At 61.6% G+C, this 24,804-nt stretch carries 23 protein-coding genes; 10 read left to right on the top strand and 13 right to left on the bottom strand.

The window, feature by feature from the left end:
* Nucleotides 1-122: 122 nt before the first annotated feature.
* Nucleotides 123-1,061, top strand: a complete 939-nt coding sequence (locus tag EFB14_RS13785) for a DMT family transporter (RefSeq protein ID WP_126826034.1) — start codon at nt 123-125, stop codon at nt 1,059-1,061.
* Between the two features lie 246 nt (nt 1,062-1,307).
* Nucleotides 1,308-2,180, top strand: a complete 873-nt coding sequence (locus EFB14_RS13780) for a hypothetical protein (protein ID WP_126826029.1) — start codon at nt 1,308-1,310, stop codon at nt 2,178-2,180.
* On the opposite strand, the gene EFB14_RS32885 is transcribed toward EFB14_RS13780, so the two are convergent.
* From EFB14_RS32885 to EFB14_RS13755, 6 genes are all read right to left on the bottom strand, one after another.
* Nucleotides 2,181-2,339: a hypothetical protein gene (locus EFB14_RS32885; RefSeq protein ID WP_164737526.1), complete on the bottom strand. Its 159-nt coding sequence runs from the start codon at nt 2,337-2,339 to the stop codon at nt 2,181-2,183.
* Nucleotides 2,340-2,384: 45 nt separating this feature from the next.
* Nucleotides 2,385-2,576, bottom strand: a complete 192-nt coding sequence (locus EFB14_RS13775) for a hypothetical protein (protein WP_125846203.1) — start codon at nt 2,574-2,576, stop codon at nt 2,385-2,387.
* A 132-nt stretch (nt 2,577-2,708) separates the two neighbouring features.
* The gene (locus EFB14_RS13770) at nt 2,709-3,596 is read right to left on the bottom strand and encodes a uracil-DNA glycosylase (RefSeq protein ID WP_125846202.1); all 888 of its coding nucleotides are present in this window, start codon (nt 3,594-3,596) and stop codon (nt 2,709-2,711) included.
* A gap of 68 nt (nt 3,597-3,664) precedes the next feature.
* Nucleotides 3,665-4,957, bottom strand: coding sequence for an Hsp70 family protein (locus tag EFB14_RS13765; protein ID WP_126826024.1), 1,293 nt, complete (start codon nt 4,955-4,957; stop codon nt 3,665-3,667).
* 216 nt (nt 4,958-5,173) lie between these two features.
* Nucleotides 5,174-8,290: an efflux RND transporter permease subunit gene (locus EFB14_RS13760; RefSeq protein ID WP_126826019.1), complete on the bottom strand. Its 3,117-nt coding sequence runs from the start codon at nt 8,288-8,290 to the stop codon at nt 5,174-5,176.
* Complete coding sequence (locus tag EFB14_RS13755; RefSeq protein ID WP_126826016.1) at nt 8,287-9,582, bottom strand: efflux RND transporter periplasmic adaptor subunit; 1,296 nt, start codon at nt 9,580-9,582, stop codon at nt 8,287-8,289. Before EFB14_RS13755 ends, EFB14_RS13760 begins: the two co-directional genes overlap by 4 nt.
* A 268-nt stretch (nt 9,583-9,850) precedes the next feature.
* Between EFB14_RS13755 and EFB14_RS13750 the strand changes: the two genes are divergently transcribed.
* Complete coding sequence (locus EFB14_RS13750) at nt 9,851-10,729, top strand: phosphotransferase family protein (protein WP_126826013.1); 879 nt, start codon at nt 9,851-9,853, stop codon at nt 10,727-10,729.
* Between the two features lie 10 nt (nt 10,730-10,739).
* Here the strand turns inward: EFB14_RS13750 and EFB14_RS13745 are convergent, their stop codons facing one another.
* Nucleotides 10,740-11,528: an SDR family oxidoreductase gene (locus tag EFB14_RS13745; protein WP_126826010.1), complete on the bottom strand. Its 789-nt coding sequence runs from the start codon at nt 11,526-11,528 to the stop codon at nt 10,740-10,742.
* Between the two features lie 254 nt (nt 11,529-11,782).
* On the opposite strand from EFB14_RS13745, the gene EFB14_RS13740 reads away from it, so the two are divergent.
* From EFB14_RS13740 to EFB14_RS33885, 3 genes are all read left to right on the top strand, one after another.
* Nucleotides 11,783-13,447: an electron transfer flavoprotein-ubiquinone oxidoreductase gene (locus tag EFB14_RS13740; RefSeq protein WP_125846196.1), complete on the top strand. Its 1,665-nt coding sequence runs from the start codon at nt 11,783-11,785 to the stop codon at nt 13,445-13,447.
* Between the two features lie 134 nt (nt 13,448-13,581).
* The gene (locus tag EFB14_RS13735; protein ID WP_126826007.1) at nt 13,582-14,202 is read left to right on the top strand and encodes a L,D-transpeptidase; all 621 of its coding nucleotides are present in this window, start codon (nt 13,582-13,584) and stop codon (nt 14,200-14,202) included.
* Between the two features lie 126 nt (nt 14,203-14,328).
* Complete coding sequence (locus EFB14_RS33885; RefSeq protein ID WP_126826004.1) at nt 14,329-14,559, top strand: DUF6719 family protein; 231 nt, start codon at nt 14,329-14,331, stop codon at nt 14,557-14,559.
* A 47-nt stretch (nt 14,560-14,606) separates the two neighbouring features.
* Here the strand turns inward: EFB14_RS33885 and EFB14_RS13725 are convergent, their stop codons facing one another.
* Nucleotides 14,607-15,512: a DMT family transporter gene (locus tag EFB14_RS13725; RefSeq protein WP_126826637.1), complete on the bottom strand. Its 906-nt coding sequence runs from the start codon at nt 15,510-15,512 to the stop codon at nt 14,607-14,609.
* A gap of 96 nt (nt 15,513-15,608) precedes the next feature.
* Here EFB14_RS13725 and EFB14_RS13720 point away from each other — a divergent pair, with 96 nt between their 5' ends.
* Nucleotides 15,609-16,130 (top strand): Lrp/AsnC family transcriptional regulator, encoded by a 522-nt coding sequence (locus EFB14_RS13720; RefSeq protein WP_183604852.1) that lies wholly within the window; start codon nt 15,609-15,611, stop codon nt 16,128-16,130.
* A 28-nt stretch (nt 16,131-16,158) separates the two neighbouring features.
* Here EFB14_RS13720 and mgtE read toward each other — a convergent pair whose 3' ends face one another.
* Nucleotides 16,159-17,532: a magnesium transporter gene (gene mgtE / locus EFB14_RS13715; RefSeq protein WP_126826001.1), complete on the bottom strand. Its 1,374-nt coding sequence runs from the start codon at nt 17,530-17,532 to the stop codon at nt 16,159-16,161.
* A 275-nt stretch (nt 17,533-17,807) separates the two neighbouring features.
* A complete protein-coding gene (locus EFB14_RS13710) occupies nt 17,808-18,821 on the bottom strand; it encodes a zinc-binding alcohol dehydrogenase family protein (RefSeq protein WP_126825999.1) in 1,014 nt (337 codons plus the stop codon).
* A gap of 103 nt (nt 18,822-18,924) precedes the next feature.
* Here EFB14_RS13710 and EFB14_RS13705 point away from each other — a divergent pair, with 103 nt between their 5' ends.
* Nucleotides 18,925-19,329 (top strand): winged helix-turn-helix transcriptional regulator, encoded by a 405-nt coding sequence (locus EFB14_RS13705; protein ID WP_125846190.1) that lies wholly within the window; start codon nt 18,925-18,927, stop codon nt 19,327-19,329.
* On the opposite strand, the gene EFB14_RS13700 is transcribed toward EFB14_RS13705, so the two are convergent.
* Nucleotides 19,288-20,517: an MFS transporter gene (locus tag EFB14_RS13700; protein ID WP_126825996.1), complete on the bottom strand. Its 1,230-nt coding sequence runs from the start codon at nt 20,515-20,517 to the stop codon at nt 19,288-19,290. The genes EFB14_RS13705 and EFB14_RS13700 overlap by 42 nt on opposite strands.
* A gap of 300 nt (nt 20,518-20,817) precedes the next feature.
* Here EFB14_RS13700 and EFB14_RS13695 point away from each other — a divergent pair, with 300 nt between their 5' ends.
* Nucleotides 20,818-21,762, top strand: coding sequence for a diacylglycerol/lipid kinase family protein (locus EFB14_RS13695; RefSeq protein ID WP_126825994.1), 945 nt, complete (start codon nt 20,818-20,820; stop codon nt 21,760-21,762).
* An 18-nt stretch (nt 21,763-21,780) separates the two neighbouring features.
* On the opposite strand, the gene EFB14_RS13690 is transcribed toward EFB14_RS13695, so the two are convergent.
* On the bottom strand, nt 21,781-23,133 hold the full coding sequence (locus EFB14_RS13690) for a glutamine synthetase family protein (RefSeq protein WP_126826634.1): 1,353 nt from the start codon (nt 23,131-23,133) through the stop codon (nt 21,781-21,783).
* A gap of 83 nt (nt 23,134-23,216) precedes the next feature.
* Between EFB14_RS13690 and EFB14_RS13685 the strand changes: the two genes are divergently transcribed.
* The gene (locus EFB14_RS13685; RefSeq protein WP_126825991.1) at nt 23,217-24,584 is read left to right on the top strand and encodes an aspartate aminotransferase family protein; all 1,368 of its coding nucleotides are present in this window, start codon (nt 23,217-23,219) and stop codon (nt 24,582-24,584) included.
* 6 nt (nt 24,585-24,590) lie between these two features.
* On the opposite strand, the gene EFB14_RS13680 is transcribed toward EFB14_RS13685, so the two are convergent.
* Nucleotides 24,591-24,797 carry a hypothetical protein gene (locus EFB14_RS13680; RefSeq protein WP_125846186.1) on the bottom strand — a complete coding sequence of 69 codons (207 nt, stop codon included), beginning with the start codon at nt 24,795-24,797 and terminating at the stop codon, nt 24,591-24,593.
* Nucleotides 24,798-24,804 lie beyond the last annotated feature (7 nt).

Below are 24,804 nucleotides of genomic sequence, written 5' to 3'. Positions count from 1 at the left end.
GATTGCCTGCGGTTTTTTCGCCCATCGGAATTTTCTTTCGTTACGATGCCGGAAATCATCCGCTGCGTTCCCGAGTCGAACGCGTCTCCCACCCTGTTAAGTCAGCATCAAGAGCCAGGATCATGCACTCGGTTCTCAGAAATCCGATGAGGGGCATTACGCTCAAAGTCTCGTCGGTCGTGGTCTTCCTGGCCATGCAGACTTTCATCAAACTGGCCGGCTCGGATATTCCGCCGGGGCAGGTCACCTTCTGCCGGTCCTTCTTCGCGCTCTTTCCGATCATGGCGTTTCTCGCCTATAACAGGCAGTTGCAGTCGGCTTTCTATACGGCCAATCCGATTGGGCATCTCAAGCGCGGCACGATCGGCATCATGTCGATGGGTTTCGGCTTCTATGGCCTCTTGCACCTGCCACTGCCGGAGGCAATCGCGCTCGGCTACGCGATGCCGCTCGTCGCCGTCATCTTCGCCGCAGTTTTTCTCGGTGAGACCGTGCGCATCTATCGCTGGAGCGCCGTGTTGTTCGGCATCGTCGGCGTCGCCATCATCTCCTGGCCGAAGCTTACGCTGTTTCGCGACGGCGGCATGGAGGCCGAACAGGCGGTCGGCGCGCTCTCGGTGCTGCTCTCGGCCGTTCTTGGCGGCATGGCGATGATCCAGGTGCGCCGCCTCGTCGAGGAGGAGAAGACCACGACGATCGTGCTTTATTTCTCGATCACCGCCTCGGTCTTTTCGCTGGCGTCTCTTCCGTTCGGCTGGCTGGTCCTGCCATGGCCTTCGGCGCTCTGCCTGATCGCGGCCGGCTTTTGCGGCGGCGTCGCGCAGATCCTGCTGACGGAAAGTTACCGTCATGCCGATGTCTCCACGATCGCGCCGTTCGAATACACGTCGATCCTGCTCGGCGGCATCGTCGCCTATTTCGTCTTTGGCGACGTCCCGAGCGTTACCATGCTGATCGGCACGGTCATCGTAGTCGCTGCCGGCATCTTCATCATCTATCGCGAGCACCAGTTGGGTATCGGGCAGAAGGAGGCGCGCAAGGCCACCACGCCGCAATCCTGAGCGGCGGCAAGCTCATGATATAAAAGGTTTTAACCCAGGGATTGCCATGGTGCGAAACTTGCGATCAAAGAGCGAAAAGAATGGTGAATTCTTGGGATTTCCCCGGTCCGTGAAATATGATTGTTGAACGTGAGAGACTATCATTTATTCGAAGCTGTGCATGTTTGAATAGCTGCTGATGCCGGGGGAGCTTCCGGCATCGCTGCTCCGAACCCTGGCCTGCGAGCGGAGGTGGAGAAAAGCATAATGGCATTCACGGCGGAGCAATTGGCGGGGAATTCTTCCTTCCTGATGAGCATCCGCTTCTTGGCCGGGCAGACGCGTACCATGTTCGATGCCGGCCCGCGGCTGGCGCGGCTGCTCGCCTCCCACCAGCGCTGGCTTCTGACCCAGACGGCCTATGCCCTTAACCTGGAATATGATCCGCGCGACCCGACGTCGGGTTTCACCGCCGTGCGGCTCACCGGGCGCATCACCGCGCACAAGGTAGCGAGCCGCAACACCGTGCTTGCCTTCATCGAAGAACTTCATACCTACCGCTTCATTGTGCACACGCCCGGCGACGAGCGGCGGCGGCCGCGCCATTTCGAACCGGCCGAAGTCAGCCATCAGGCGATGTTCGGGTGGATTCTTGCCAATCTCGCCGCGCTCGACCTGCTCGACGGCGGTCAAAGGGCAGCTTTTTTTCAGGCAAACCCCGCTTTGATGAAGCTCGTCCAGCCGCGCATTGCTCGCCATTGCCTGGAAGATGCCGCCTGGCGCGAACCGCCGGAGCAGGTGGCGCTGTTTCTCTGGACAGAGGCCGGCGGACTCGTCGTCGACCACTTCATGGCCCGGATGGACATCGAAAACGCGGAACCGGACAGGTTTCCTGTCGGGCGCGTCGAAACCCGCGCGCTCGCGAGCGATTTCATGATGTCGCGCACTCATCTACAGCGGCTGCTGGCGAAGGCGGCGCAACGCGGCTGCGTCGCCTGGCACGACGAAACGCGCAAGACGCACCTTTGGTTATCACGGGATTTCGTAAAGGAATATTGCGCCTGGCAGGCGGTCAAGTTCGCCTATGTCGATGAAGCCTTCGAATGGGCGACAGCCCAAATCGAGGAAATGACCGTCTGATCAAAGAACGATTGCAGCAGTGCCTGCGCCAATTCGCTCGCTGGCATCTGCCGGCTTGACCGAAAGCTCGCGCTCATATTCCCGCGCGGCGCAGACCGCTGCGCGAATGTGCTCGAACGTATCGATGTTGCACAGAAGCGATATCAGGATCGTGGACATTTCAGGCTACTCTTGACGGGAAAGGGCAGGCGAAGCGCCTGCCGCTCAATATTGCTGGAAGTCCGCAAAAATGGCGGTCGGGCGCGCGATGCGGCTGCTAACGCCGGTGCCGCGGGCAACCATCTGTTCGTTCGTGGCAAAGCCGAAACGGCCGTAGCCCTGAGTGGAGCGAACTTGGTCGCCGGCGAGGCGGAGGGTTTCAAACCCGCAATGGATAGGACGAAAACGCTTGTTCATGGCCTTGGTTCCTGTGATTCCTCCCAAGACACAAGGTTATATTGCAATGCAGCATGCATTTTGCAATGCATCATGATGCGATGCAGCTATTCCAAAAACGCATAGGATGTTTCACAAATTATTCAACTTTGGCTAATTTCTAAGCAGGGAGAGTGACTTAAGTCTCGCCTGAAAAGCGAGCAGATCATTCCAGGCCAGCCGTTTGTTGACAGGTGCGGTTAACAGATCCTGAGGATGCAGGCTGGCGATTGCGGGAATGACATGCTCCGCAACGGCGATTTCCCTCCAGCGGCCGCGCAGGCCGTGAATCGTATCGTTTTCCCCGAAGAAAAAGCGCGCCGAAAAATTGCCGAGCAGCAGGATGACCCGAGGTTCGGCCAGTGCGATCTGCCGCTCGATGAAGGGTCGGCAAATGTCCATTTCCGCCGCCGAGGGCGCACGGTTGCCGGGCGGGCGCCAGGGGATGACCTGCGTCAGCAGGACACTCGAACGGGTCAGTCCGATCGAGGCCAGCATCTTGTCGAACAATTGGCCGGATTTTCCCGAGAAGGGCGTGCCTTCGCGATCATCTTCGGCGCTCGGCGCCGAACCGATCACCATAATGCCGCTTTCGGCATCGCCGTCGGCAAAGATGGTCGAGCGGGCGCTATGCTTGAGATTGCAGCCGTTAAAGGCTTCGATCGCTGTCTTGAGCTCGCCGAGAGATCGTGCGCTTTCGGCGACGAAACGCGCCTGCTGCACGGCCTCGCCGTCGGGAATGGCAGGTTGCGGGCCGGAGGTTGCGCGTTCGGCCGGAGCCGGGCGCGCCGCCGCATTCGGACGCGGCGATATCTGACGTTCCCCTGCAACAGGGCTCTCCTGCTGCGCCGCTGTCGCCGGACGGCGAGCAGCCTTCATCGCCTCGAACTCGGCGAAGCGGTCGATCGCCTCTTCCTCCAGCAGCCATTCCACACCGGCATCCGCATGGAAATGCAGAAGCGCTGCAAGCTCGGCGGGAGAAAGGTCGTTGGCGGAGATCATGCGGCAAGTCTAGCGGAGGGAAGTGGGCATTGAAAGGGCAGGCGGCATATTGCTTGCCTTTGCCCGTTCTATTGTACCGTCCATTGCGAGATGTCGTCGCGCTCGCCGATCAGCGCCAGGCCGTGAGCGATCGACAGCAGTTCGCCGCCGCTTTCGATCCGGTCGCGCTCGAAGCGCTCGGTGAAGATCCGGCGCACCGCCGGCACGAAGGAGGTGCCGCCGGTCAGGAACACCTTGTCGATTTCCCCAGACTTCGTCTCGGTCTTGTCTAGCACTTCGTCGAGCGCTCCTTCGATACGGGCGAGGTCATCGACGATCCAGCTTTCGAAATCGCTGCGCTTGATCGTGCGACGACCGCCGCGGCCGAGTGGGGCGAAATCGAACGGAGCCTCTTCGGCGGAGGAAAGCGCCATCTTCGTTGCAGAGACGGCCTGATAGAGCGGATAGCCCTCGTCATGGTCGATCAGGTCGACGAAGATTTCCAGTTTCTCCGGTTCCAGCGCCGTGCGCACCAGCTTCTTGAGATCCTCGAATTCCCGCGAGGTCTTGAAGATCGACAGCTGGTTCCAGCGGCTGAAGCTCGCATAGTAGTTTGACGGCACCTCAAGGACCTTGTCGAAACTCTTGAAATGGCTGCCCTTGCCGATCTGCGGCGCGACGATGTTGTCGATCATGCGCGCATCGAAATGGTCGCCGGCCACACCGACACCCGAATGGCCGATCGGCGTTGCCGTCAGTTTGCCGGCCCTGGTCTCGAAGCGGATCAGCGAATAGTCCGTCGTACCGCCGCCGAAGTCGGCGACGAGCACGGTCGCATCGGACTTCAGGTTCTGCGCGAAGTAGAAGGCGGCCGCAACCGGCTCGTAGACATAATGAATTTCCGGAAAGCCGAACCGCGTCAGTGCCTCGTTGTAGCGCTGCACCGCAAGCGCCGGGTCCGGATTGGCGCCGGCGAAATGCACCGGACGGCCGGCGATGATGCGGCTGGTCTCATCGGGCCAACTCTCGCCTGCGTAATGGCGAAGGCGCCGGATAAAGATTTCCATCAGGTCTTCGAAGCTCTGCCGCTTGCCGAAGATGATTGTGCCCTGGAAGAGCGCGCTTGCCGCAAAGGTCTTGATCGACTGCAGGAAACGGCAGTCGCCGGGATTGTCGATGAACTGGCGGATCGCCGCATGGCCCGCCTCCACCTTCAGCGCCGAAGCCCCGAGCTGCGCGTCCTTCATGAAGGACAGCGCCGTGCGCATGCTGTCGGTCATGCCTGCCGTGCTCGTGAACGCCATCGAGCGTGTCGCCCCGCCATCCGCCATGGCGAGAACCGTATTCGTCGTGCCGAAGTCCAAACCCAGCGCCTGAGCCATGCCCGCACCTCTTCATGTCGATTGTTATTGGAGACGGAGCGTTGCTCCGCAAGGGCGTGCGAACGCCCGGATCAAGGATGGCGGGTGATGCCACAGAGGCGTGACACATTCAAGAGGAGCGGAAGTTGATGCGATTGCAGGCGCACTTCTTCTCCCGGTGGAAGAAGAAGTGCGCCGCAAGGGGCAATCGGCAATGCCGAATTCAGAGGGCCGTCATCACTCGGCGGCCATTGCCCTTGCTTCCTGCACCTCGGGTTCCTCGACCTTCTTCTCGCCGATCAGCCGGCCGAGGAAATTGCCGAAGCGGTCCATCTCGACGAAGATGACGGGGGTGATGAAGAGCGTCAGCAGCTGCGAGACGATGAGGCCGCCGACCACCGCGATGCCGAGCGGCTGACGCAGCTCGGAGCTTGCGCCGGTGCCGAGCGCGATCGGCAGGGCGCCGAGCAGGGCGCAGAAGGTCGTCATCATGATCGGCCGGAAGCGTCGCACGCAGGCCTCGTGGATCGCCGCCGTAGCCTTTTCGCCGGTCGTGCGCATCGTCTCCACCGCCACGTCGATCATCATGATCGCGTTCTTCTTGACGATGCCGATCAGCATCAGGAGCCCGATAAGGGCGATGATCGACAGGTCGAAGCCCATGATCTTCAGGGCCAGCAGCGCGCCGAACGCCGCCGCAGGCAAACCGGAAAGAATGGTCAGCGGATGGATGAAGCTTTCATAGAGCACGCCGAGGACGACATAGATCGTCAGAATGGCCGCCAGGATCAGATAGGGCGTGTTGCCCTGCGACTGCTGGAAGATTTCGGCCGTACCGCCATAGGAGGTGAAGACGTCTGTCGGTGTCGCGATGTCCTTCTTGATCTGGTCGATCGCCGCTGTCGCATCGCTGAGCGAGACACCTTCCGGCAAGTTGAAGGAAACGGTGGTCGAGACCAACTGGCCCGTCTGGTTGACGGTGACCGGGCCGGTGGTGCGTTGGACGTGCGCGAAGTTCGAAAGCGGCACCAGGCTGCCATTGGCCGAGGCGACACGGATTTCCGAGAGCTTCTGATCGTCCCAGGGTTTGCTCGTATCATATTCGACGATGACATTGTAGCTGTCGCCGGTCGACTGGATTTCCGCCGCTGAGTATCCGCTGAAGGATTCCTGCAGCGTTTTGCGCAGCGTGCCGTTATCGATCCCGTAGGCGGCTGCCCGCTCCGTATCGATGACGATATTGGCCTGGAGCGCGTTGTTCTGGGCGTCCGACGTCACGTCGGTGAACAGTCGATCCTTACGCATCGCCGCCTGGATCTTGCCGGCCCAGAGGTTGGTTTGATCAGCACTCAGCGCCTGTACCACCAGCTGATACTGGCTGGCGGTCTGGCGGCCGCCGAAGCGCAGGCTCTGGTTCGGCGTCACGAAGGCCTGCAACCCCGGGATCTTGTTGATCGCGGTACGCAGCTCGCGCAGCGTCTGGTCAAGCGGCGGACGCTCCGTCTTGTCCTTGAGTTCGACGAACATCGAGCCGTTGTTCTGCGGTTTGTTCGGGTTGCCGCCGATCGTCGACATCACGTGGTTGATCGCCGGGTTCGCCTTGACGACGGCTGCCGCCTGCTGCTGCAGTGCCTCCATGGCGGGATAGGAAATGTCCTGCCGGGCCTGGGTGCTGATCGTCAGGCGGCCGATATCCTCCTGCGGGAAGAAGCTCGTCGGCAACGTCATGAAGAAATAGACCGTCAGCGCCACCGAACCGAGGAAAACCCCGAGGATCGTCACGCGATGACGAAGGCACCAGCCGACCGCCCGGTCGTAGCCGCGCAGCGTCCGCTCGAAGCCGGCATCGAAGATGCGGATGAGGAGCGGTGGGCGGCTCTGGTGGTTGGACAGACGTGAGGCGAGCATCGGCGTCACGGTCAGCGAGACGATCGCCGACGAGATGATGGCGATGGCGACCACCATGCCGAATTCGTTGAACACGCGGCCGACGACGCCACCCATCAAGAGGATCGGGATGAAGACCGCAATCAGCGAAACCGACATGGAAATGATGGTGTAGCTGACTTCGCCCGCACCCTTGATCGCCGCCTCCCGCACCGGCATGCCTTCCTCGACATGGCGCAGGATGTTTTCGAGCATGACGATCGCGTCATCCACCACGAGCCCCACCGCGAGCGTCAGCCCGAGCAGCGATATATTGTCGATACTGTAGCCAAGCACATACATCATGCCGAAGGTCGAGATCAGCGACAGCGGGACGGCAAGGCCCGGAATGATCGTCGCTGTGGCGTGGCCGGTAAAGAGGTAGATGACGAGGACGACGAGGCCGATCGTCAGGAGCAGCGTGAACTTCACGTCGGCAATGGCGGCGCGGATCGGTTTTGCGGCGTCGTTCATGACGACGGTGTTGACCGAAGGCGGGATTTCGGCGTGAAGCTGCGGCAGCTTGGCGTTGATCGCATCGACGACGTCGACGGTGTTGGCATCCGGCTGACGCTGAATGGCGAGGATGATGCCGCGCTGGCCGTCATACCAGCTGCCGGTATACTGGTTCTCGACGCTGTCCTGTACATCGGCAATATCGCCGAGATGGATCGGCGCACCATTCGGATTGGCAATGACAAGCGAACGGAATTGATCGGCGTTGGTGCGCTGCGTATTCGCGGTAATGGTCATGGCCTGCGAATTGTTCTGCAACGTTCCCACAGGCTGCTGGCTGTTGGCGGCAGCAAGCGCCTTGTTGACTGTATCGATGCCGATGCCGCGGGTCAGCAGCTTGCTGGGATCGACCTCGACGCGCACGGCATAAGTCTGCGCACCGTAGACGCTGACCTGGGCAACTCCGGGAAGGGTGGAAAGCGACGGCGAGATGATGTCTTCGGCGATCTCGTCGAGCTTGCTGCGTGGCATGGTGTTGCTCTGCACGGAGAGCAGCATGACGGGCGCATCGGCCGGGTTCGTCTTGCGGTAGCTCGGCGGCGTCGTCAGGTTGTCGGGCAGCTGCCGGGTCGCATGCGAGATCGCGGCCTGCACGTCCGCTGCCGCCGCGTCGATGTTGCGGTTGAGGTCGAACTGCAGCACGATGCTGGTGCTGCCCAGCGAGCTCGATGCGCTGATTTCGCTGATGCCGGGGATAGTCTCGAACTGCTTGATCAGCGGCGTGGCGACCGACGTCGCCATCGTCTGCGGCGAGGCGCCGCTCAACTGCGCCGAAACGTTGATTGTGGGAAAATCGACCTGCGGCAGGGCCGCGACCGGCACAAGCTGATAACCGGCTAGACCGGCCAGAATGGCGCCGATGGCAAGCAGCGTCGTCGCGACGGGGCGCTGGATGCAGAAATTGGGGATCATTGCTCAGCTCCCACCGCGATCGTCTCGGACTGCTGCTGTTGCCGAGGCTTTTCGGCGGACGCGACATCAAGCGTCTTTTCATCGAACTGCTCGTTGATGGCCTGCTGGTCGCTGAGCTGGCCCTGGCCCTCGACGACGACGTGATCGCCTTCCGAAAGGCCTGAGGCAATTGCAGTGAAGCCGCCATTCGCGCGGGCAACAGTGACGGGCGTCAGATGCGATTTGCCATCCTTGGCGACGAAGGCGAAGAAACCGTCCGGACCGGGGCTGACGGCAACCGTCGGCACGACCACCTGCTGTTCCGCATTGTGGAAATGCACCACGATATTGACCGACTGGCCGGGCCAGAGCGCACCGGAGGCGTTCTCGAACTTCGCCTTGGCGAGGATCGTGCCCGAGGCCGTGTCGACCGTATTGTCGTAGAAGCTGATCTCGCCCTTGCGGACCTGTCCCTTGGTGGAAGAGGGGACCGTGCTGACCGCGACCGGACCGGCTGCCAGAGCGGCCTTCAGTGCGCGCAGATAGCGCTCCTGCAGGTGGAATTTCACATAGATCGGATCGTATTTGGCGATAGTGACGATTGCTGCGCCGGCATTGAGGAAAGCGCCCTTGCTGATGGCGATATCGCCGAGCCGGCCGTCGAAGGGAGCGCGGATACTAGTGTTTTCGAGTATGATCTGATCCGCGGCGAGTGTCGCCTTATCGGCTTCAACCGTCGCTGCGGCGCTGTCGCGCGCGGCTCTTGCCTGGTCGAGGCTCTGCTGGGTTCCGGCTTTCTGGTCGAAAAGATCCTGCGCGCGCACCAGCGCGGTTTCAGCTTGCGACAGGGTCGCCGTATCCCGCACGATCATCGCATTGTCCTTGTCGACGGTAGCCTTGGCCGTCCGGTCGTCCAGCTTGGCGATGAGGTCACCGTCTTTGACGGTCGCGCCGTCCTTGGCGTTGATGCCGACGATCAGGCCCTGCTCCTGCGCGGCAATGGTCGTGTTGTCATCGGCGTCGGCCCAGCCGGTCGCAGTCACATCCGTCGGCAGCACGGTTTTCACGGCGGCAACCGTCTTGACGACAGTTGGACCGCCACCGCCGCGTCTGCGGCCGCCGCCCTGATGCTGCCCGCCGTCTGGAGCTTGATCAGCCTGGGCCTGCTGCTCACCGCCATTGCCGCCTGCCGGCTGCTTGATGATCTGCGAGAGGTAGGGAATGCGGGAGGCATAGGGGATGAGATTCCCGAATTGCCAGAGGCCGACGGCGGCGACTGCGATAAGGCTGACGGTGATCCAAAATTTCTTCATGGGCGAGACCGGACTTTGGGCAAGGTTGCGGGGGGCAAGGGTGCAAATTTTATGCACTGATTGAGCCGCTTATATTGCGGCGCAAAAAAGACATAATTGTCCGGACACGATCACTAAGTGGTTATAACGGCTTAAATTTTTGTAATGAATATTCCGTAATATTCAAACTGTACTAATATAGGAGCGCGCAACTTGATGCAGTCCGACGGCTGTAAGCGTATGCCTTTGTTGCGCGGAAGAACGCAGAAAACAGAAAAGGCGGGTTGTCATGGCTGAGTTGGACGCCAGCGAGTTTCGCTCTCTCATTATAAGCGTGTTTCCTCATCTCACCGGCGCGGTCTTCAGACTGGCAGCAAAGGGTTGGGATTCGATCGCGATTGACGTCGATGACACGCTGATTTTCAAGTTTCCCCGCAATCTCACCGCAGAGCGGGCGCTTCAGAAGGAAGCTGCCTTGCTCGATGCCATTCGGCCGTCGCTTTCGATGGCGATTCCCGATATGCGAATTCACGACGGGCCACCGGTCTTCTCCAGCCACACCAAGATCGAGGGCGAACATCTCATCGCCGAAGACTACGATGCGCTCGGGGGCAGCGATCGTCAGCACCTGGCGGAAGACCTCGCGCGATTTTACGCCGAACTGCATGTGCTCGATGCCGACCGCATGCGGACGGCCGGCGCGGCGGCAATCCTGCCCTGGCAATCGCCCGAGGCTGTGAGAGCGAAGGCTTTGCCGCTGCTGCCGCCCGACATTACGAGCTTTGCGCGGGCCGTCGTTTCGGATTTCGAAGCCTTGTCGCCCGATCCTTACGGCAACATCTACGGCTTCTTCGGCGGCCATGGCTGGAACATGGCCTTCGACCACGCGCAGAGGAGGCTCAACGGCATCTACGATTTCGCCGATTCCGGCTTTGGCCCGTTGCACCAGGAATTCATCTACTCGAATTTCATTTCGCCCGATCTGACCGCCCGCATCGTATCGGCATATGAAATCCTGACCGGACGCAGGCTCGACCGACGGCGCATCGCGATCCTCACGGGTTTCCATCGTCTGTCCGAACTCGCCGAATTTGCGGACGATCCGGCTTACGTCGAAGAGATGATCCGAAGTGTCGCGACTTGGGCCGCGGCGGCCCGCGTCGGCTGAGGCGCAGCCGTCAGACGGATCGCGCCGCGCCGCCGTCGCAGCGGATGAGGGAACCGGTAATGTAGCTTGCCGGCTGGCTGCACAGGAAGGCAGCCGCTGCGGCAAATTCCTCCACCCGGCCGTAGCGGCCGGCTGGAATGCGCGCTTCCTTGTCGGTGCGGATCTCCTCGAGGCTCTTGCCCGTCCGTTTTGCCGCAGCCCCGTCGAGATCGTCGAGCCGCGCCGTCAGGATGCTGCCCGGCAAAAGCAGGTTGGTGGTGATGCCGAAGCCCGCCACTTCGGAGGCAAGCGTCTTGCTCCAGCCGGCAAGGGCCGGGCGCAGTGTATTCGACAGCGCCAGGTTGGCGATCGGTTCGATCACGCCTGACGAAGCAACGGTCAGGATGCGGCCCCAGCCCTGCGCCCTCATGCCGGGCAGCAGCGCATTGGTGAGCGTGATCACGCGGGCGACCATGGAGAGGAAATAGGTCTCGAGCTTTTCGGCCGTCATGTCTTCGGTCGTGCCGGGCGTCGGTCCGCCGGTATTGTTGACGAGGATATCGAGCCCGCCGAACTTCTCTTTCACAGCCGTCGTCGTCATCTCGACGAAGCGTTCATCGCCGAGATCGGCCCAGATCCAGTCGGCCTTGCCCCTGCCTTCGGCATTGATCGCCTTGCAATTGGCCTCCAGCTGTTCGCCGCTGCGCCCGCAGAGCAGTACGTTTGCGCCCTCCCGCGCCAGCGCCACGGCGATGCCGAGGCCGAGGCCGCGTGAGGAGGCGAGAACGAGCGCGCGTTTGCCTTCGATGCCGAGATCCATGAACTTTGCCCTCCGATATGTCCGAGCGATGTATAAGGCGCAAGCGGCGGAAAAGGAAAGGGAGTGCGATCGGTTCGGCGGCGTTTGATAATTGACGTTAACGTAAACGTCATATAATCCTGATGCGGGATGCATATCATTGTGCGAATTGGAAGATCGGCTGTCGTATCCCGGCTCGACAATCCCTTCTCGTTTTGACAAGAAAGTGCCGATCAGGGGATGATGGCCGCCGGCGGCCAAGTGGAGACGAATGGATGACCGAGGTGAGTGAGCTGCCCGAACGCGAAAGCATGGAATTCGACGTGGTGATCGTCGGTGGCGGACCTGCCGGTCTGTCTGCGGCGATCCGTCTGAAGCAGGTCAATCCGGAGCTGTCGGTTGTCGTTTTGGAGAAGGGCTCGGAAGTCGGCGCCCATATCCTGTCCGGCGCCGTCGTCGATCCCGTTGGCATCGACCGGCTGCTGCCCGGCTGGCGCAGCGAGAGCGACCATCCCTTCAAGACCGAGGTGACATCAGATCACTTCCTGGTACTCGGCCCCGCCGGCTCGATCCGCCTGCCGAACGTGCTGATGCCGCCCTTGATGAACAATCACGGCAATTACATCGTCTCGCTCGGCAATGTCTGTCGCTGGCTGGCTGGTAAGGCCGAGGAACTCGGTGTCGAGATCTATCCGGGCTTTGCCGCGACCGAAGTGCTCTACAATGACGAAGGTGCGGTGATCGGCGTCGCCACCGGCGACATGGGGATCGAGAAGAACGGCGAGCCCGGCCCGAACTACACCCGCGGCATGGAGCTGCTTGGCAAATATGTGCTGATCGGCGAAGGCGTGCGCGGCTCGCTCGCCAAGCAGTTGATCGCGAAATTCGATCTGCAGAAAGACCGCGAACCCCAAAAATTCGGCATCGGCATCAAGGAGCTCTGGCAGGTCAAGCCGGAGAACCACCGACAGGGGCTGGTGCAGCACTCCTTCGGCTGGCCGCTTGGTTTCAAGACCGGCGGCGGCTCCTTCCTCTACCACCTTGAAGACAATCTGGTGGCGGTCGGATTCGTCGTCCATCTGAACTACAAGAACCCTTATCTCTATCCCTTCGAGGAATTCCAGCGCTTCAAGACACATCCGGCGATCCGCGGCACCTTCGAGGGCGGCAAGCGGCTCTCCTATGGCGCGCGCGCCATCACCGAGGGCGGCTACCAGTCGGTGCCGAAGCTTTCCTTCCCCGGCGGAGCGCTGATCGGCTGTTCGGCCGGTCTCGTCAACGTGCCGCGCATCAAGGGCAGCCACAATGCGGTTCTGTCGGGCATGCTGGCGGCCGAGAAGATTGCGGCTGCGATCGAAGCCGGCCGCAGCCATGACGAGGTCGTCGAGATCGAAAATGAATGGCGCAAGGGCGACATCGGCCGAGATCTGAAGCGGGTTCGCAATGTCAAGCCGCTGTGGTCGAAGTTCGGCACGGCCCTCGGTGTCGCGCTCGGTGGTCTCGACATGTGGACGAACACGCTGTTTGGCTTCTCCTTCTTCGGCACGCTGAAACATGGCAAGACCGATGCCCAATCGCTTGAACCCGCCTCGCAGCATAAGCCGATCGCCTATCCGAAGCCGGATGGCGTCCTGACCTTCGATCGGCTGTCCTCGGTGTTCCTGTCGAACACCAACCACGAGGAGGATCAGCCGGTGCATCTGCAGGTGAAGGACATGGGCCTGCAGAAGCGTTCCGAACACGACATCTATGCCGGTCCATCGACGCGTTACTGTCCGGCCGGCGTCTATGAATGGGTGGAGAAGGACGGCGAAGAGGTCTTCGTCATCAACGCCCAGAACTGCGTGCACTGCAAGACCTGTGACATCAAGGACCCCAACCAGAACATCAACTGGGTGCCGCCGCAGGGCGGTGAAGGACCGGTCTATCCGAATATGTGAAGCGGATCGGCATCGCAGCCGGCATTTCACGGGGCTGACGCTTTCGTGATCGCTTGCCGGCTGCGGTCCTTAGTCATTCGTTAACCATAAATTCCTTAGCCTGCGACATCTCTCGACGCACTAAGGACACTTTCATGACGATCTCCCGCCGGGGCTTTCTGATTGCTCTGCCCCTTGTCGTGGCCGGCTGCTCCTCGACCGGTTTGAACAGCCAGACGAATTACGCGGCACTTCCTGATGAAAAATTTCCGCTGAGGCAGGTGCCGATCGACAAGATCAAGCCGGAGCTCCGTCGCCAGGAAGTGGCTTATGAAACGACGCATGCAGCGGGGACCATCATCGTCGATACGCCGGCGCGTCGCGCCTACTACATCCTCGGCGATAACAGGGCGATGCGCTATGGCGTGGGCGTCGGCCGCGAGGGGCTGGCATTTGCCGGCGACGCCTATATCGGCCGCAAGGCCGAGTGGCCGAGTTGGACGCCCACCGAAAACATGCAGCGCCGCGAAGAACGCTATCGCAAGCTTGCCGGCGGCATGCCGGGCGGCCCGAACAATCCGCTCGGCGCGCGGGCGATGTATCTCTATCGCGGCGGCGATGATACGCATTTCCGCATCCATGGCACGAACCAGCCGGAATCGATCGGCCTGGCGATGTCGAGCGGCTGCATCCGTATGATGAACCACGACGTGATCGATCTCTATGGCCGTGTCGATGTCGGCGCCAGGGTTGTCGTCATTCAGGCTACGGCCTAAGCCCTAGGGCCGAAAGCAAAGCCATGCCCTCAGGGAGAGCAGAGCGAACATCGCTGATGGAAGTGAATTGACGAACGGGACAAGTATGCTCAGTATACTGCGGTATATTCATAGAGGGAGGCCGCAATGCGTAGTATAAGCATAATAGTTTCTATCGTGGCATTGTCTACATTTGCCAGTGCTTTACCCGCGCTGGCGGCCATCAAGACCGTTACGCAGAGGCCGACAACTCAGTCATTGCCGGCGGGGCATGCGGTGCTTTTTAATGACGGGCAGTGTCCTGCAGGGCAGATTGCCAAATTCGTGCATAAAGAGAAGTCGGGTCAACTCAAAAAATCCTGCGTTCATTCGAATTGAACCGCCGCAGCATATCGCTAACGGCGGCTCTTGATTGATCGAAACGCTCAGCGACGCTTGGCGGCAATGCCGGTCGAAAGTGCCACGCCGATGCCTGTGATCACGGCGGCGCTGATTTCGGTAACGCCGATCTGTTCGCCAAGCAGCAAGCCGCCGCCGAGGGTTGCCAGCACGGGCGTCAGGGCCGTGAAGGCGGCGGCCTGCGTTCCGCCAAGTGTTCTGACGGCGGTGCCGTAGGCCACCATGGCGACGAGGCCGGAAAGAATGCCCTGACTCAGCGTCTGAAGGCCGATTTCCTGCAGAGGAACCTGAGGCAGCGAGATGCCGAAGATCAGCGCAAGCGCGCCCATCATCAGGAAGGACCAGACGGCAATCAGGGCGCTCGCCTGCACGGCCGTCAGACCGGAGCGGCGGAAAGCATGGGTATAGCTCGCCCAGAGAAGGGCGCCGGCCGGCAGCAGCACGAAGCTCGTCCACGGCAATGAGGCGTCCGCAAGGCTGCGCGTGAGCAGGATCAGCACGCCGGCGACGATCGCGACGAGCCCCGCGATGCGTGTACCGTCAGGCCTTTCGCGAAACAGCGCAGCCCCAATCAACGCCGTGGCGAGCGGCATGGAGCCGCCGAGCAGGATGCCTGAAGAGGCGGCCGGCGTGGAATGAATTGCAAAAGTGGTTAGAAGGAAGAAGATGGCGCCGGAGCCGGACACCATGATGGCGAGCAGGTGAAGCGGCACGGCCTTCGGCAACAGGCCTGTTATCATCCAGATGGGCGCAAGCGCGATGGCTGGAATGCCGAAGCGGATCAGCCCGATGTCGATCGAGCCGAGCGGCGTTGTCGCACTGTGGCGCGTGACAAGAAACCATGTCGCCCAGATCAGTACGGTGATGGTGCCCCCGGCATAACCGATTGCCTGCGATGGCGACTTGTCGTTCGAGAATGCAATGGTGGTCATCATCCTGTCCTTTCCCTAGTCCGGAGCCTGTCCGGTTGAGGAAAAGATTAGCGCCAGAGGCCGGGGCATGTCCTTGCTATCTGTGGCTCAAAAATCATGCTACACGCAATCTTCTGCCAACTTGCGCCTATGGATATCGTGAAAATGCCAAATCTCGATAAATTCGATATTGCCATCCTGAAATGCCTGCAGGAGGATGCGCGGGCCACCAATGTCGAGATCGCCGAGAAGGTGAATCTCTCGCCGTCGCCCTGTCTGCGCCGCATCCGCAATCTCGAACGTACCGGCATCATCCGCGGATACACCGCCGATATCGATCGCAAGGAAGTCGGCCTCGGCCTGACCGTCTTCGTGGAATTCAAGGTTGTTCATCACAGTCGCGAGAATTCGGAGGCGCAGCAGAAGGCGCTGCTCGCCATCCCCGAGATCGTCTCCTGCTTCCTGATCTCGGGTACCGCGGATTTCTTGGCCGAAGTGGTGGTGGAGGATCTCGCCGCCTATGACCGGCTTCTAACCGAGACGCTGCTGACCCTGCCGAATGTCAGCGACATCCGTTCGAACTTCGCCATCCGCAGCATCAAGACGCACGGTCCGTTGAAGTTGCCCGAGGGAAAATAATTCCCCTCGGGCTTGCCGTATGCATGCTCTACAGCAGCGTACCGCTGAGGATGAGCAGCGCCACCGAGAAGTAGATGACGAGCCCGGTGACGTCGACCAGCGTGGCGACGAAGGGAGCCGACGCGCTAGCCGGATCGAGCCGGAGCTTCTGCAACAAGAAGGGCAGCATCGAGCCGCAGATCGAGCCGAAGGTGACGATCCCGATCAAGGCGGCAAACACCGTGATGGCGACCATCTGCCAGTGCGGGCCGTAATCATAGAGGCCGGCCGACTGCCAGAAGACGATGCGGATGAAGCCGACGAGGCCGAGGATCGCACCGAGCACGATGCCGGTCGGCAATTCGCGCAAGAGCACCTTCCACCAGTCCGAAAGCTTCAATTCGCCCAGCGCCAGCGCCCGGATGATCAGCGAGGTCGCCTGCGAACCGGAATTGCCGCCCGAGCTCATGATCAGCGGGATGAACAGCGTCAGCACCACAGCCTTCTCAAGCTCGCCTTCAAAATGCTGCATGGCGCTTGCCGTCAGCATCTCGCCGAGGAAAAGCGCTGCGAGCCAGCCGGCGCGCTTGCGGATCATGCCGGCGAAGTTGATCTTCATGTAGGGCTGGCCGAGCGCTTCCATGCCGCCGAACTTCTGGGCTGCTTCCGTCGTGTCCGATATCATCGTGTCGATTACGTCGTCGACGGTGACGATGCCGAGCACCTGCCCATGTTCGTCGGTGACGGGCAGGGCGAGCAGGTCGTGTTTGCGGATCAGCCGGGCGACATCTTCCTGCTTCATCAGTGGATCGGCCGAAACCGGCGTGCCCTTCTGCGCCACCGAGAGGATAGACGCGTCCGGCTCGCCGGTGATGAGGCGGCGGAGCGTCACCACATGCATCAGTGCATGGCTCACCTCGTCGAGCACGTAGATGGCATAGACCGTCTCGCGCGAGCGTTCGACCTGGCGCACATGGTCGAGTGTCTGGGCGACGGTCCAGCTATCAGGCACGCTGACGAATTCCGTCGTCATGATGCCGCCGGCCGTGCGCGGCGGATAGCCCATCAGGTGCTGGATGGCGATGCGCACCGGCTCGTCGAGGCTGGAGAACAGACGAGCGCGGGCCTCGCCGTCGAGTTCGAGCAGCACGTCGGCGACGCGGTCGTTGGACATGCCATGTAGCAGCCGGGCAGCGTCCTCCGCGCCCATGAGCGCAAGGATCTGTGCGGCGTTGCGAAGCTCCGGCCGGTCGAGAATGTTGACGGCATAGTCCAGCGGCATGCCCGACAGCACGCGCCCGGCGTCCTGGACGCTCAGCGCATTCAACGCATCGACGTGTTCGGCGATCGTTGCGCCGCGGCTGTTGTTGATGAAGGCACGGGCGGCATGGCCTGCCCGAAGAGGGAAGCGATTGATATTCATTTGAGGCTCGCCTTTCCGTCGATCCGCCGTAGCGTCCGACGAGCGAGCCGACAGGAGTCGGTCAGCGCACGAGGGCCGCGTACGGCAAAGGCAATCGACTGCTACTGTCGCTTGGCATCGTTAAGATGACTCCGTTGAAATCCGCGGAAGACAAGTGCCGTCCACGTGGGATGCTAGGTGGTCCCGAACGCGGAAAAAGTCAAGCGGGGTAAATGCTTAACGCCAGAATGTCGCACCCCGCGATGCGGCATTCAACACCCGCCCAGCTGGCGACCTCAGAATCCTGTAAGCACCGCTTTGCCCTTCATCTTGCCGCTTTCGATCATGGCATGCGCCTTCTTGAGATTCGCAGCATTGATCGGCCCGACGATCTCCGAAAGCGTCGTGCGGACCTTTCCGGCGTCGACGAGTTCGGAAACCTTGTTCAGCAGCTTGTGCTGCTCGATCATGTCAGGCGTACCGTAGAGCGGACGGGTGAACATCAGTTCCCAATGAACGGAGACGGCTTTGCGCTTGAAGGGCACGATGTCGAGCGTCTTCGGGTCGTCGATCAGCGCGAAGCGGCCCTGCGGCGCAATCGCCTCGACGATGTCGCCGATATGGCTGTCGGTATTGGTGGTCGAAAATATGAATCCCGGCGCGCCGATGCCGAGTGCTGCCACCTGCGGCGCGATCGGTTTGGAATGGTCGACGACGTGATGCGCGCCGAGTTCTTTCACCCAATCCTGCGTTTCCGGCCGTGACGCGGTCGCGATTACGATGAGATCGGTCAGCGCCCTGGCGATCTGGATGGCGATCGAGCCGACGCCGCCCGCGCCGCCGATGATCAGTATGGAGCGTGCCGCTCCCGAAACCGCATCCTGCACCTTCAACCGGTCGAAGAGAGCTTCATAGGCGGTGATCGAGGTCAGCGGCAGGGCGGCCGCGGCCGCGAAATCGAGGCTTTTCGGTTTGGTGCCGACGATGCGCTCGTCGACGAGATGGAATTCGGCATTGCTGCCCGGTCGGCTGATGATGCCGGAGTAGAATACCTCGTCGCCAGGCTCAAACAGCGTGACCTCCGCTCCAATCGCCTTGACGATGCCGGCAGCGTCCCAGCCGAGCACCTTGAGCTCGTCTGCAGGTGGTGCGGAATGGGCGCGGACCTTCACATCGACGGGATTGACCGAAATGGCCCTGATCTCGACCAGCAGATCGTGACCCTTGGCCTCCGGCATCGGCAGCTCGACATCGATCAGCGAGGTCTCGGCAGAAATCGGTTGTGGCGTTTTATAGGCGACGGCGCGCATGGGGAACTCCTGTGTTCGTTGCACGGAAGCTAGATGCGCATTATGTTCTGACAACGCAAGAATGCACAAATTCTGTACGTAGTACCTAAAAGGATACTGTAAAATGTCGTTGCCGCGCGCCAAGCTCGTCAAGAACTTTCCCGGCTGTCCGGTCGAGGCGACGTTGAGTTATCTCGACGGCAAATGGAAAGGCGTGATCCTCTTCCATCTGATGGAAGGTACCCTGCGTTTCAACGAACTGCGCCGTAAATTGCCGGCCGTGACCCAGCGCATGCTGACCAAGCAACTGCGCGAACTGGAAGAGGCCGGCCTATTGTCGCGCGCGGTCTTTCCGGTGGTGCCGCCGCGCGTCGAATATGCAATGACGCCGCTTGGCATGACGCTGAAGCCGGTCATTCGAGCGCTCGCCGCCTGGGGCGACGACTATGTCTTCTGCAGCCCGGAAGGCCGCGAGCTCCGCATGGCCTCAGACGGCCTGTGTGCTCCGGTCGCGACGCTCCAGACGTAGCGAGGCTGCAAAGACGAAGAGCCCGAGGAAGGAGAGCGCTGCGCCGACATAACCGGTTGCCGCAAAGCCGTAACCCCAGGCAATGACGAGGCCGCCGAGCCAGGCGCCGATCGCATTGGCGATGTTGAAGGCGGAATGGTTGGACGCAGCGGCAAGCGTCTGCGCATCGGCGGCGACATCCATCAGCCGCGTCTGCAGCGCCGGGCCGGCCGCAAAACCACAGCCGACGAGGAAAACGCAGAGGCCGAGCATGTAAGGGTTGGCCGCCGTCAGCGAGAAGGTGGTGAGTACGACGATATTATAGACGAGCGAGCCGCCGATCGTGCCGAGCAGCGACTTGTCGGCGAGCCAGGAGCCGATGAAATTGCCAGCATTCATGCCGACGCCGAAGAGGATCAGCATGGCCGGAACTGCGCTTGCCGGCAGCATCGCCACCTCGGTCGTCGTCGAGGCGATATAGCTGAACATCGCGAACATGCCGCCATAGCCGACGGCGGCAATGCCGAGGGTCAGCCATACCTGCGGCCGGCGGAAGGCGCCGAGTTCGCGCAGGAACCCCGCCTCCTCGGAAACCCTGTCCTTCGGAACGTAGAACCAGATCAGTGCGACCGTCAGCAGGCCCAGCACGCCGACGGAGAAAAACGCCACCTGCCAGTCGAGCGACTGGCCGAAGAACGTCGTCAAGGGCGTACCGACAAGCGTGGCGACGGTGAGGCCGAGCATGACACGCCCGACCGCGCGGGCGCGCCGATGCACCGGCACCATCGAGGCGGCGACGAGGGCCGCGACGCCGAAATAGGCACCATGCGGCAGGCCGCTGATGAAACGCAGGAACGTGAAGGTCTCGAAGGTCGGGGCCACGGCGCTGGATATATTGCCGGCGGCAAAAACGAGCATCAGCGTCAAAAGCAGCGTGCGGCGCGCCATCTTGGCGGCGAGCACGGCGATGACGGGCGCGCCGATGACGACGCCGAGTGCATAGGCGCTGATGACGTAGCCGGCCTGCGGTGTCGTCACCGAGAAAGTCTCGGCGACATTGGGCAGCAGCCCCATGATCGCGAATTCGCCGGTACCGATGCCGAAGCCACCACAGGCGAGCGCCAGTTGAACCAGCGCTACTGTCGTCGCCGACGGCAGCAGCTCTTCGTCCCGGCTATCGATGGAATCATTGACTGTGATCTCACTCACGAGAGCTCCTCGAGGCGGTTTTCTGCTTGGCAAAGGCCCTCTGGCGCGGGCGTGGCCGCAGGGCGATCGTAAAATAGCGGGAGGTGGAGACGATCTCTCCGATATCTGATCTATCCGTGATATATCGGCAGGCGTCGAGTGCGTTTTTCGCAGTGCAGCGTCCTGCTATGTGCATATGTCCGTTGCAATATTTGCATTTCGGCCATGTCGCGGGAGAAGCGCCGGCGCTTGAAATCGCCCATACAGCAACCATCTCAAGGGCAAGGCAGGATCTTTTCCGCGCCAGAGACGGGAGCCCTCATGAAGCTTGTAGGCTTTTTCAATCGCGACGGCGGTACCTTCAAGACCACCGACATGCTGGCCTACGAGAAGCGGGCGGAGGCGGCTTTCCGCGAAGCAGGGCACGATTTCGACGCCATCGTTTTCTCAGGAAAGGAAATCATTCCCGCCATGGAGCGGGCCGCCAAACGTGATGATATCGATGGCATCGTCGCCGGCGGCGGCGACGGCACGATTTCGGCGGCGGCGTCAATCGCCTGGAGGAACGGCATTGCCCTTGGTGTCGTGCCTGCCGGCACGATGAACCTCTTTGCCCGCTCATTGCGTGTGCCGCTCGATATCTGGCAGGCGCTCGATGTGCTCGCCTCCGGCGAGGTCGACAATGTCGATATCGCCAGTGCCAATGGCCGGCCCTTCATCCATCAGTTTTCCGCCGGTCTGCACGCCCGCATGGTGCGCTACCGCAACGCCTACAGCTATCGCTCCCGGCTAGGCAAGATCAGGGCGAGCACGAAGGCGGCCTTGGGCGTCGTGTTCAATCCACCGGAATTCGAGGTCGAGTTCGAGGCGGCAGGCACGCGGGAGCGCCGCTGGGTATCGGCGATCTCGGTCTCCAACAATCCCTTCGGCGAGAACGCGCTGCTCTACGCCGATAATCTGAGAAGTGGTGAACTCGGCTTCTATACGGCAAATCCGCTGAAGCCTCTTGGGGTTGCCCGTCTCGCCATCGATATGCTGCGCGGCAAGGTCCGCGAGAACGCTGACGTCATGGTGATGCATCCGGCCGAGGTGCATCTGCACTTCCCGAAACTGCGTTCCAAGGCCAATTGCGTCATGGACGGCGAGTTGCTGCCGCTCCAACGCGATGTCTCGATCCGGCTGCACCCGGGCGAATTGAAGGTCCTCGTCAAGCAGGGTCTCGCAGCCCAGGTGGACGCAAGCGAACGCCGCGAGCCCGCTGCCTAGGTCGCCGCGGCATAGGCTTCAGAGCCGCGGCAGATAGGTGCGGTAGTCGAAATCCGAGACCGTGCGCAGATGCGCCAGCGCTTCTTTGCGCTTGGTGTCGCCATAGAGCGCCTGGTAACGCGGGCCGAAGATGTCGGCGATGAAGGGCGAGGTGCGGAAGGCCTCGACAGCGCTGAGGAAATCATGCGTCAGCCGCGCCGTGTTCGCAGGCGTATACGAGGGCGTCGTCTCTTCGCCGGGGTCGAGTTCGCCGTCGAGACCGGAGAGCATGCCGCCGAGGATCGCAGCCAGCAACAGGTAGGGATTGGCGTCGGCGCCGGCGACGCGATGCTCGATGCGCGCGGCCGGTCCGTCCGTATCGGGTATGCGGATTGCCGTGCCGCGATGGCCGCTGCCCCAGGTCAGGTCGACTGGTGCGAAGGAGCCTGGCTGGAAGCGCCGGTAGGAGTTGGCGAAGGGGGCGAAGATCAGCTGCGCCTCGCGCATAGTATTGAGCAACCCTGACGTGACCGATTTGATGAGCTTAGGCTCGCCGCCCTTGGCATCGAGGATGTTGCGGCCTTGCCTGTCGATGATGCTCGCATGCACATGCAGGCCGGAACCCGCATGTCCGGAATAGGGCTTGGCCATGCAGGTCGATTTCAGCCCGTGGCGTCGCGCCGCTTGCTCGGCGATACGCTTGAGATAGAGGCAGTCGTCGGCGGCCGCCAGCGCGTCGGGACGGTGCAGCAGGTTGACCTCGAACTGACCGGGACCGAACTCCGCCGTCGTCGCATCCGCCGGCAGTCCCTGTGCCTTTGCATAGGCTCTCAGCGTGCCGAGGTAGTCATCGAGCGCGTCGACGGCGTTCATGTCGTAGAGCTGAAAACCGTTCGGCTCGCCGCGATAGGTGAGGCTTTCGGGCGGGGAGGGACGCCCGGTTTCGCGCCAATCCCCTGACATGACATAGAATTCCAGCTCGGTCGCCACGACAGGCGTCAATCCGCGCGTGGCATAACGTTCCAGCACCGAAGCGAGGATGGCGCGCGGGTCCATGAAACTCGGACTGCCGTCGAATTCGTGCATGGTGGCGAGCACCTGCATCGAGCCTTCGGGCGCCCATGGCATCGGTGTGAGGCTGCGCCGGTCGGGAATGAGCTTGCCATCGGGATCGCCGATCGTCAGCGACACGCCGGTGATGTCATCATTGTCGTCGCCCCAGATGTCGAGCGATTGCGTCGAGGCCGGCAGGCGGACGTCGCCGCTCCAGACCTTGTCTTCGGCGCCAGGCGGAAGCTGCTTGCCGCGCAGGTCGCCATTCATGCCGACGACCAGGATTTCGAAACGCGGGTCGCCGCCTTCGGCCTTGCTGTCCATCCTGTCGCTCACCATGACCTTGAAAATCCTCTGGGACAAGGCCAAGCTCCTACCCCATCGACAGCAGCCTTTCAATCCACGAGGGTTTTTCACCAGCCATGCCCGATACTTACCCGCTTTCGAATCTCGCCGCGATCGACGCCGCGCATCACCTGCATCCCTTCGCTGACATGAAAAAGCTGAATGCCGAAGGCACGCGCGTCATTCAGCGCGGCGAGGGCGTCTACATCTTCGACAATCACGGCAGGAAATATCTCGACGGCTTTGCCGGTCTCTGGTGCGTCAATGTCGGTTATGGCCGCCGGGAGATCACCGAAGCCGTCGCGCGGCAAATGAACGAACTGCCCTATTACAACACCTTCTTCGGCACGACCTCGACGCCGACCGCGTTGCTTGCCGCGAAGGTCACCTCTCATGCTGGCGCACGTTTCAACCATATCTTCTTTACCGGCTCCGGCTCGGAAGCGAACGACACATGGTTCCGCATGGCCCGAGTCTATTGGAGCGCCGTCGGCAAGCCGTCGAAGAAGATCGTGATCGCGCGGAAGAACGGCTATCATGGCTCGACCGTCGCCGGTGCCAGCCTCGGCGGCATGAAATACATGCACGAGCAGGGCGGCCTGCCGATACCAGGCATCGTCCATATCGGTCAGCCTTACTGGTACGGCGAGGGCGGCGATCTCTCGCCCGATGAATTCGGTCTGAAGGTCGCACGCGAACTCGAAGCCAAGATCGACGAACTGGGCGAGGAAAATGTCGCCGCCTTCGTCGCCGAGCCGGTGCAGGGGGCCGCCGGCGTCATCATCCCTCCCGAAACCTACTGGCCGGAGATCGACCGGATCTGCAAGGCGCGCAATATCCTGCTCGTGACCGACGAAGTGATCTGCGGTTTCGGTCGCCTGGGTTCCTGGTTCGGCCATCAGCATTTCGGCGTCGAGCCGGATCTCGCGCCGATCGCCAAGGGACTTTCCTCGGGCTATTTGCCGATCGGCGGCGTGCTCGTCAGCGACCGCATTGCAGATGTGCTGATCAACGAGGTCGGCGATTTCAATCATGGCTTCACCTATTCCGGCCATCCGGTCTGCGCTGCCGCGGCGCTCGAAAACCTGCGCATCATCGAGGAGGAAAGGCTGGTCGAACGCGTGCGCGACGATATCGGCCCGTATTTCGGCAGGGCCTGGGCAGCACTGGCTGAGCATGATCTCGTCGGCGCGGCTGACAGCATCGGCCTGATGGGCGGGTTGCAGCTTGCCGCCGAGAAGAGCACGCGCACCCGTTATGAAAAGCCCGATCAGATCGGTTCGCTGGTGCGCAACCACGCGCTGGCAAACGGCCTTGTCCTGCGCGCCACAGGTGACCGCATGCTGGCCTCGCCGCCGCTCGTCATCAGCCATGCGGAGGTGGATGAGATGGCGAGAATCACCAAGCTGGCGCTGGATGCAGCCTGGAAGGAACTGAAATCCTGATTTCGTTCAGCCCGGCTGGCTGATCCAGGCGTAGCCAAAACGGTAGCTGTCGCCGCCGCGCCCACAGAAATAGGGCACGTCGATCACGAATGCCTCAGGCGCGGATGCGCCGAGATTGGCCTGCCATTGAGCCATGGCTGGCTGCAGCGCTTCGCTTTCGCCAGCCGGATCGAAGATCCGCGGCCGCAGGCGCGCAACGTCCTGCTTTGGCAATGGGGCG

This window comes from Rhizobium fabae (assembly GCF_003985135.1).
GTDB classification, from domain to species: Bacteria; Pseudomonadota; Alphaproteobacteria; order Rhizobiales; family Rhizobiaceae; genus Rhizobium; species Rhizobium pisi.
Note: the sequence above shows the minus strand (reverse complement) of the source record. Positions and strands in the feature narration are given on the sequence as shown.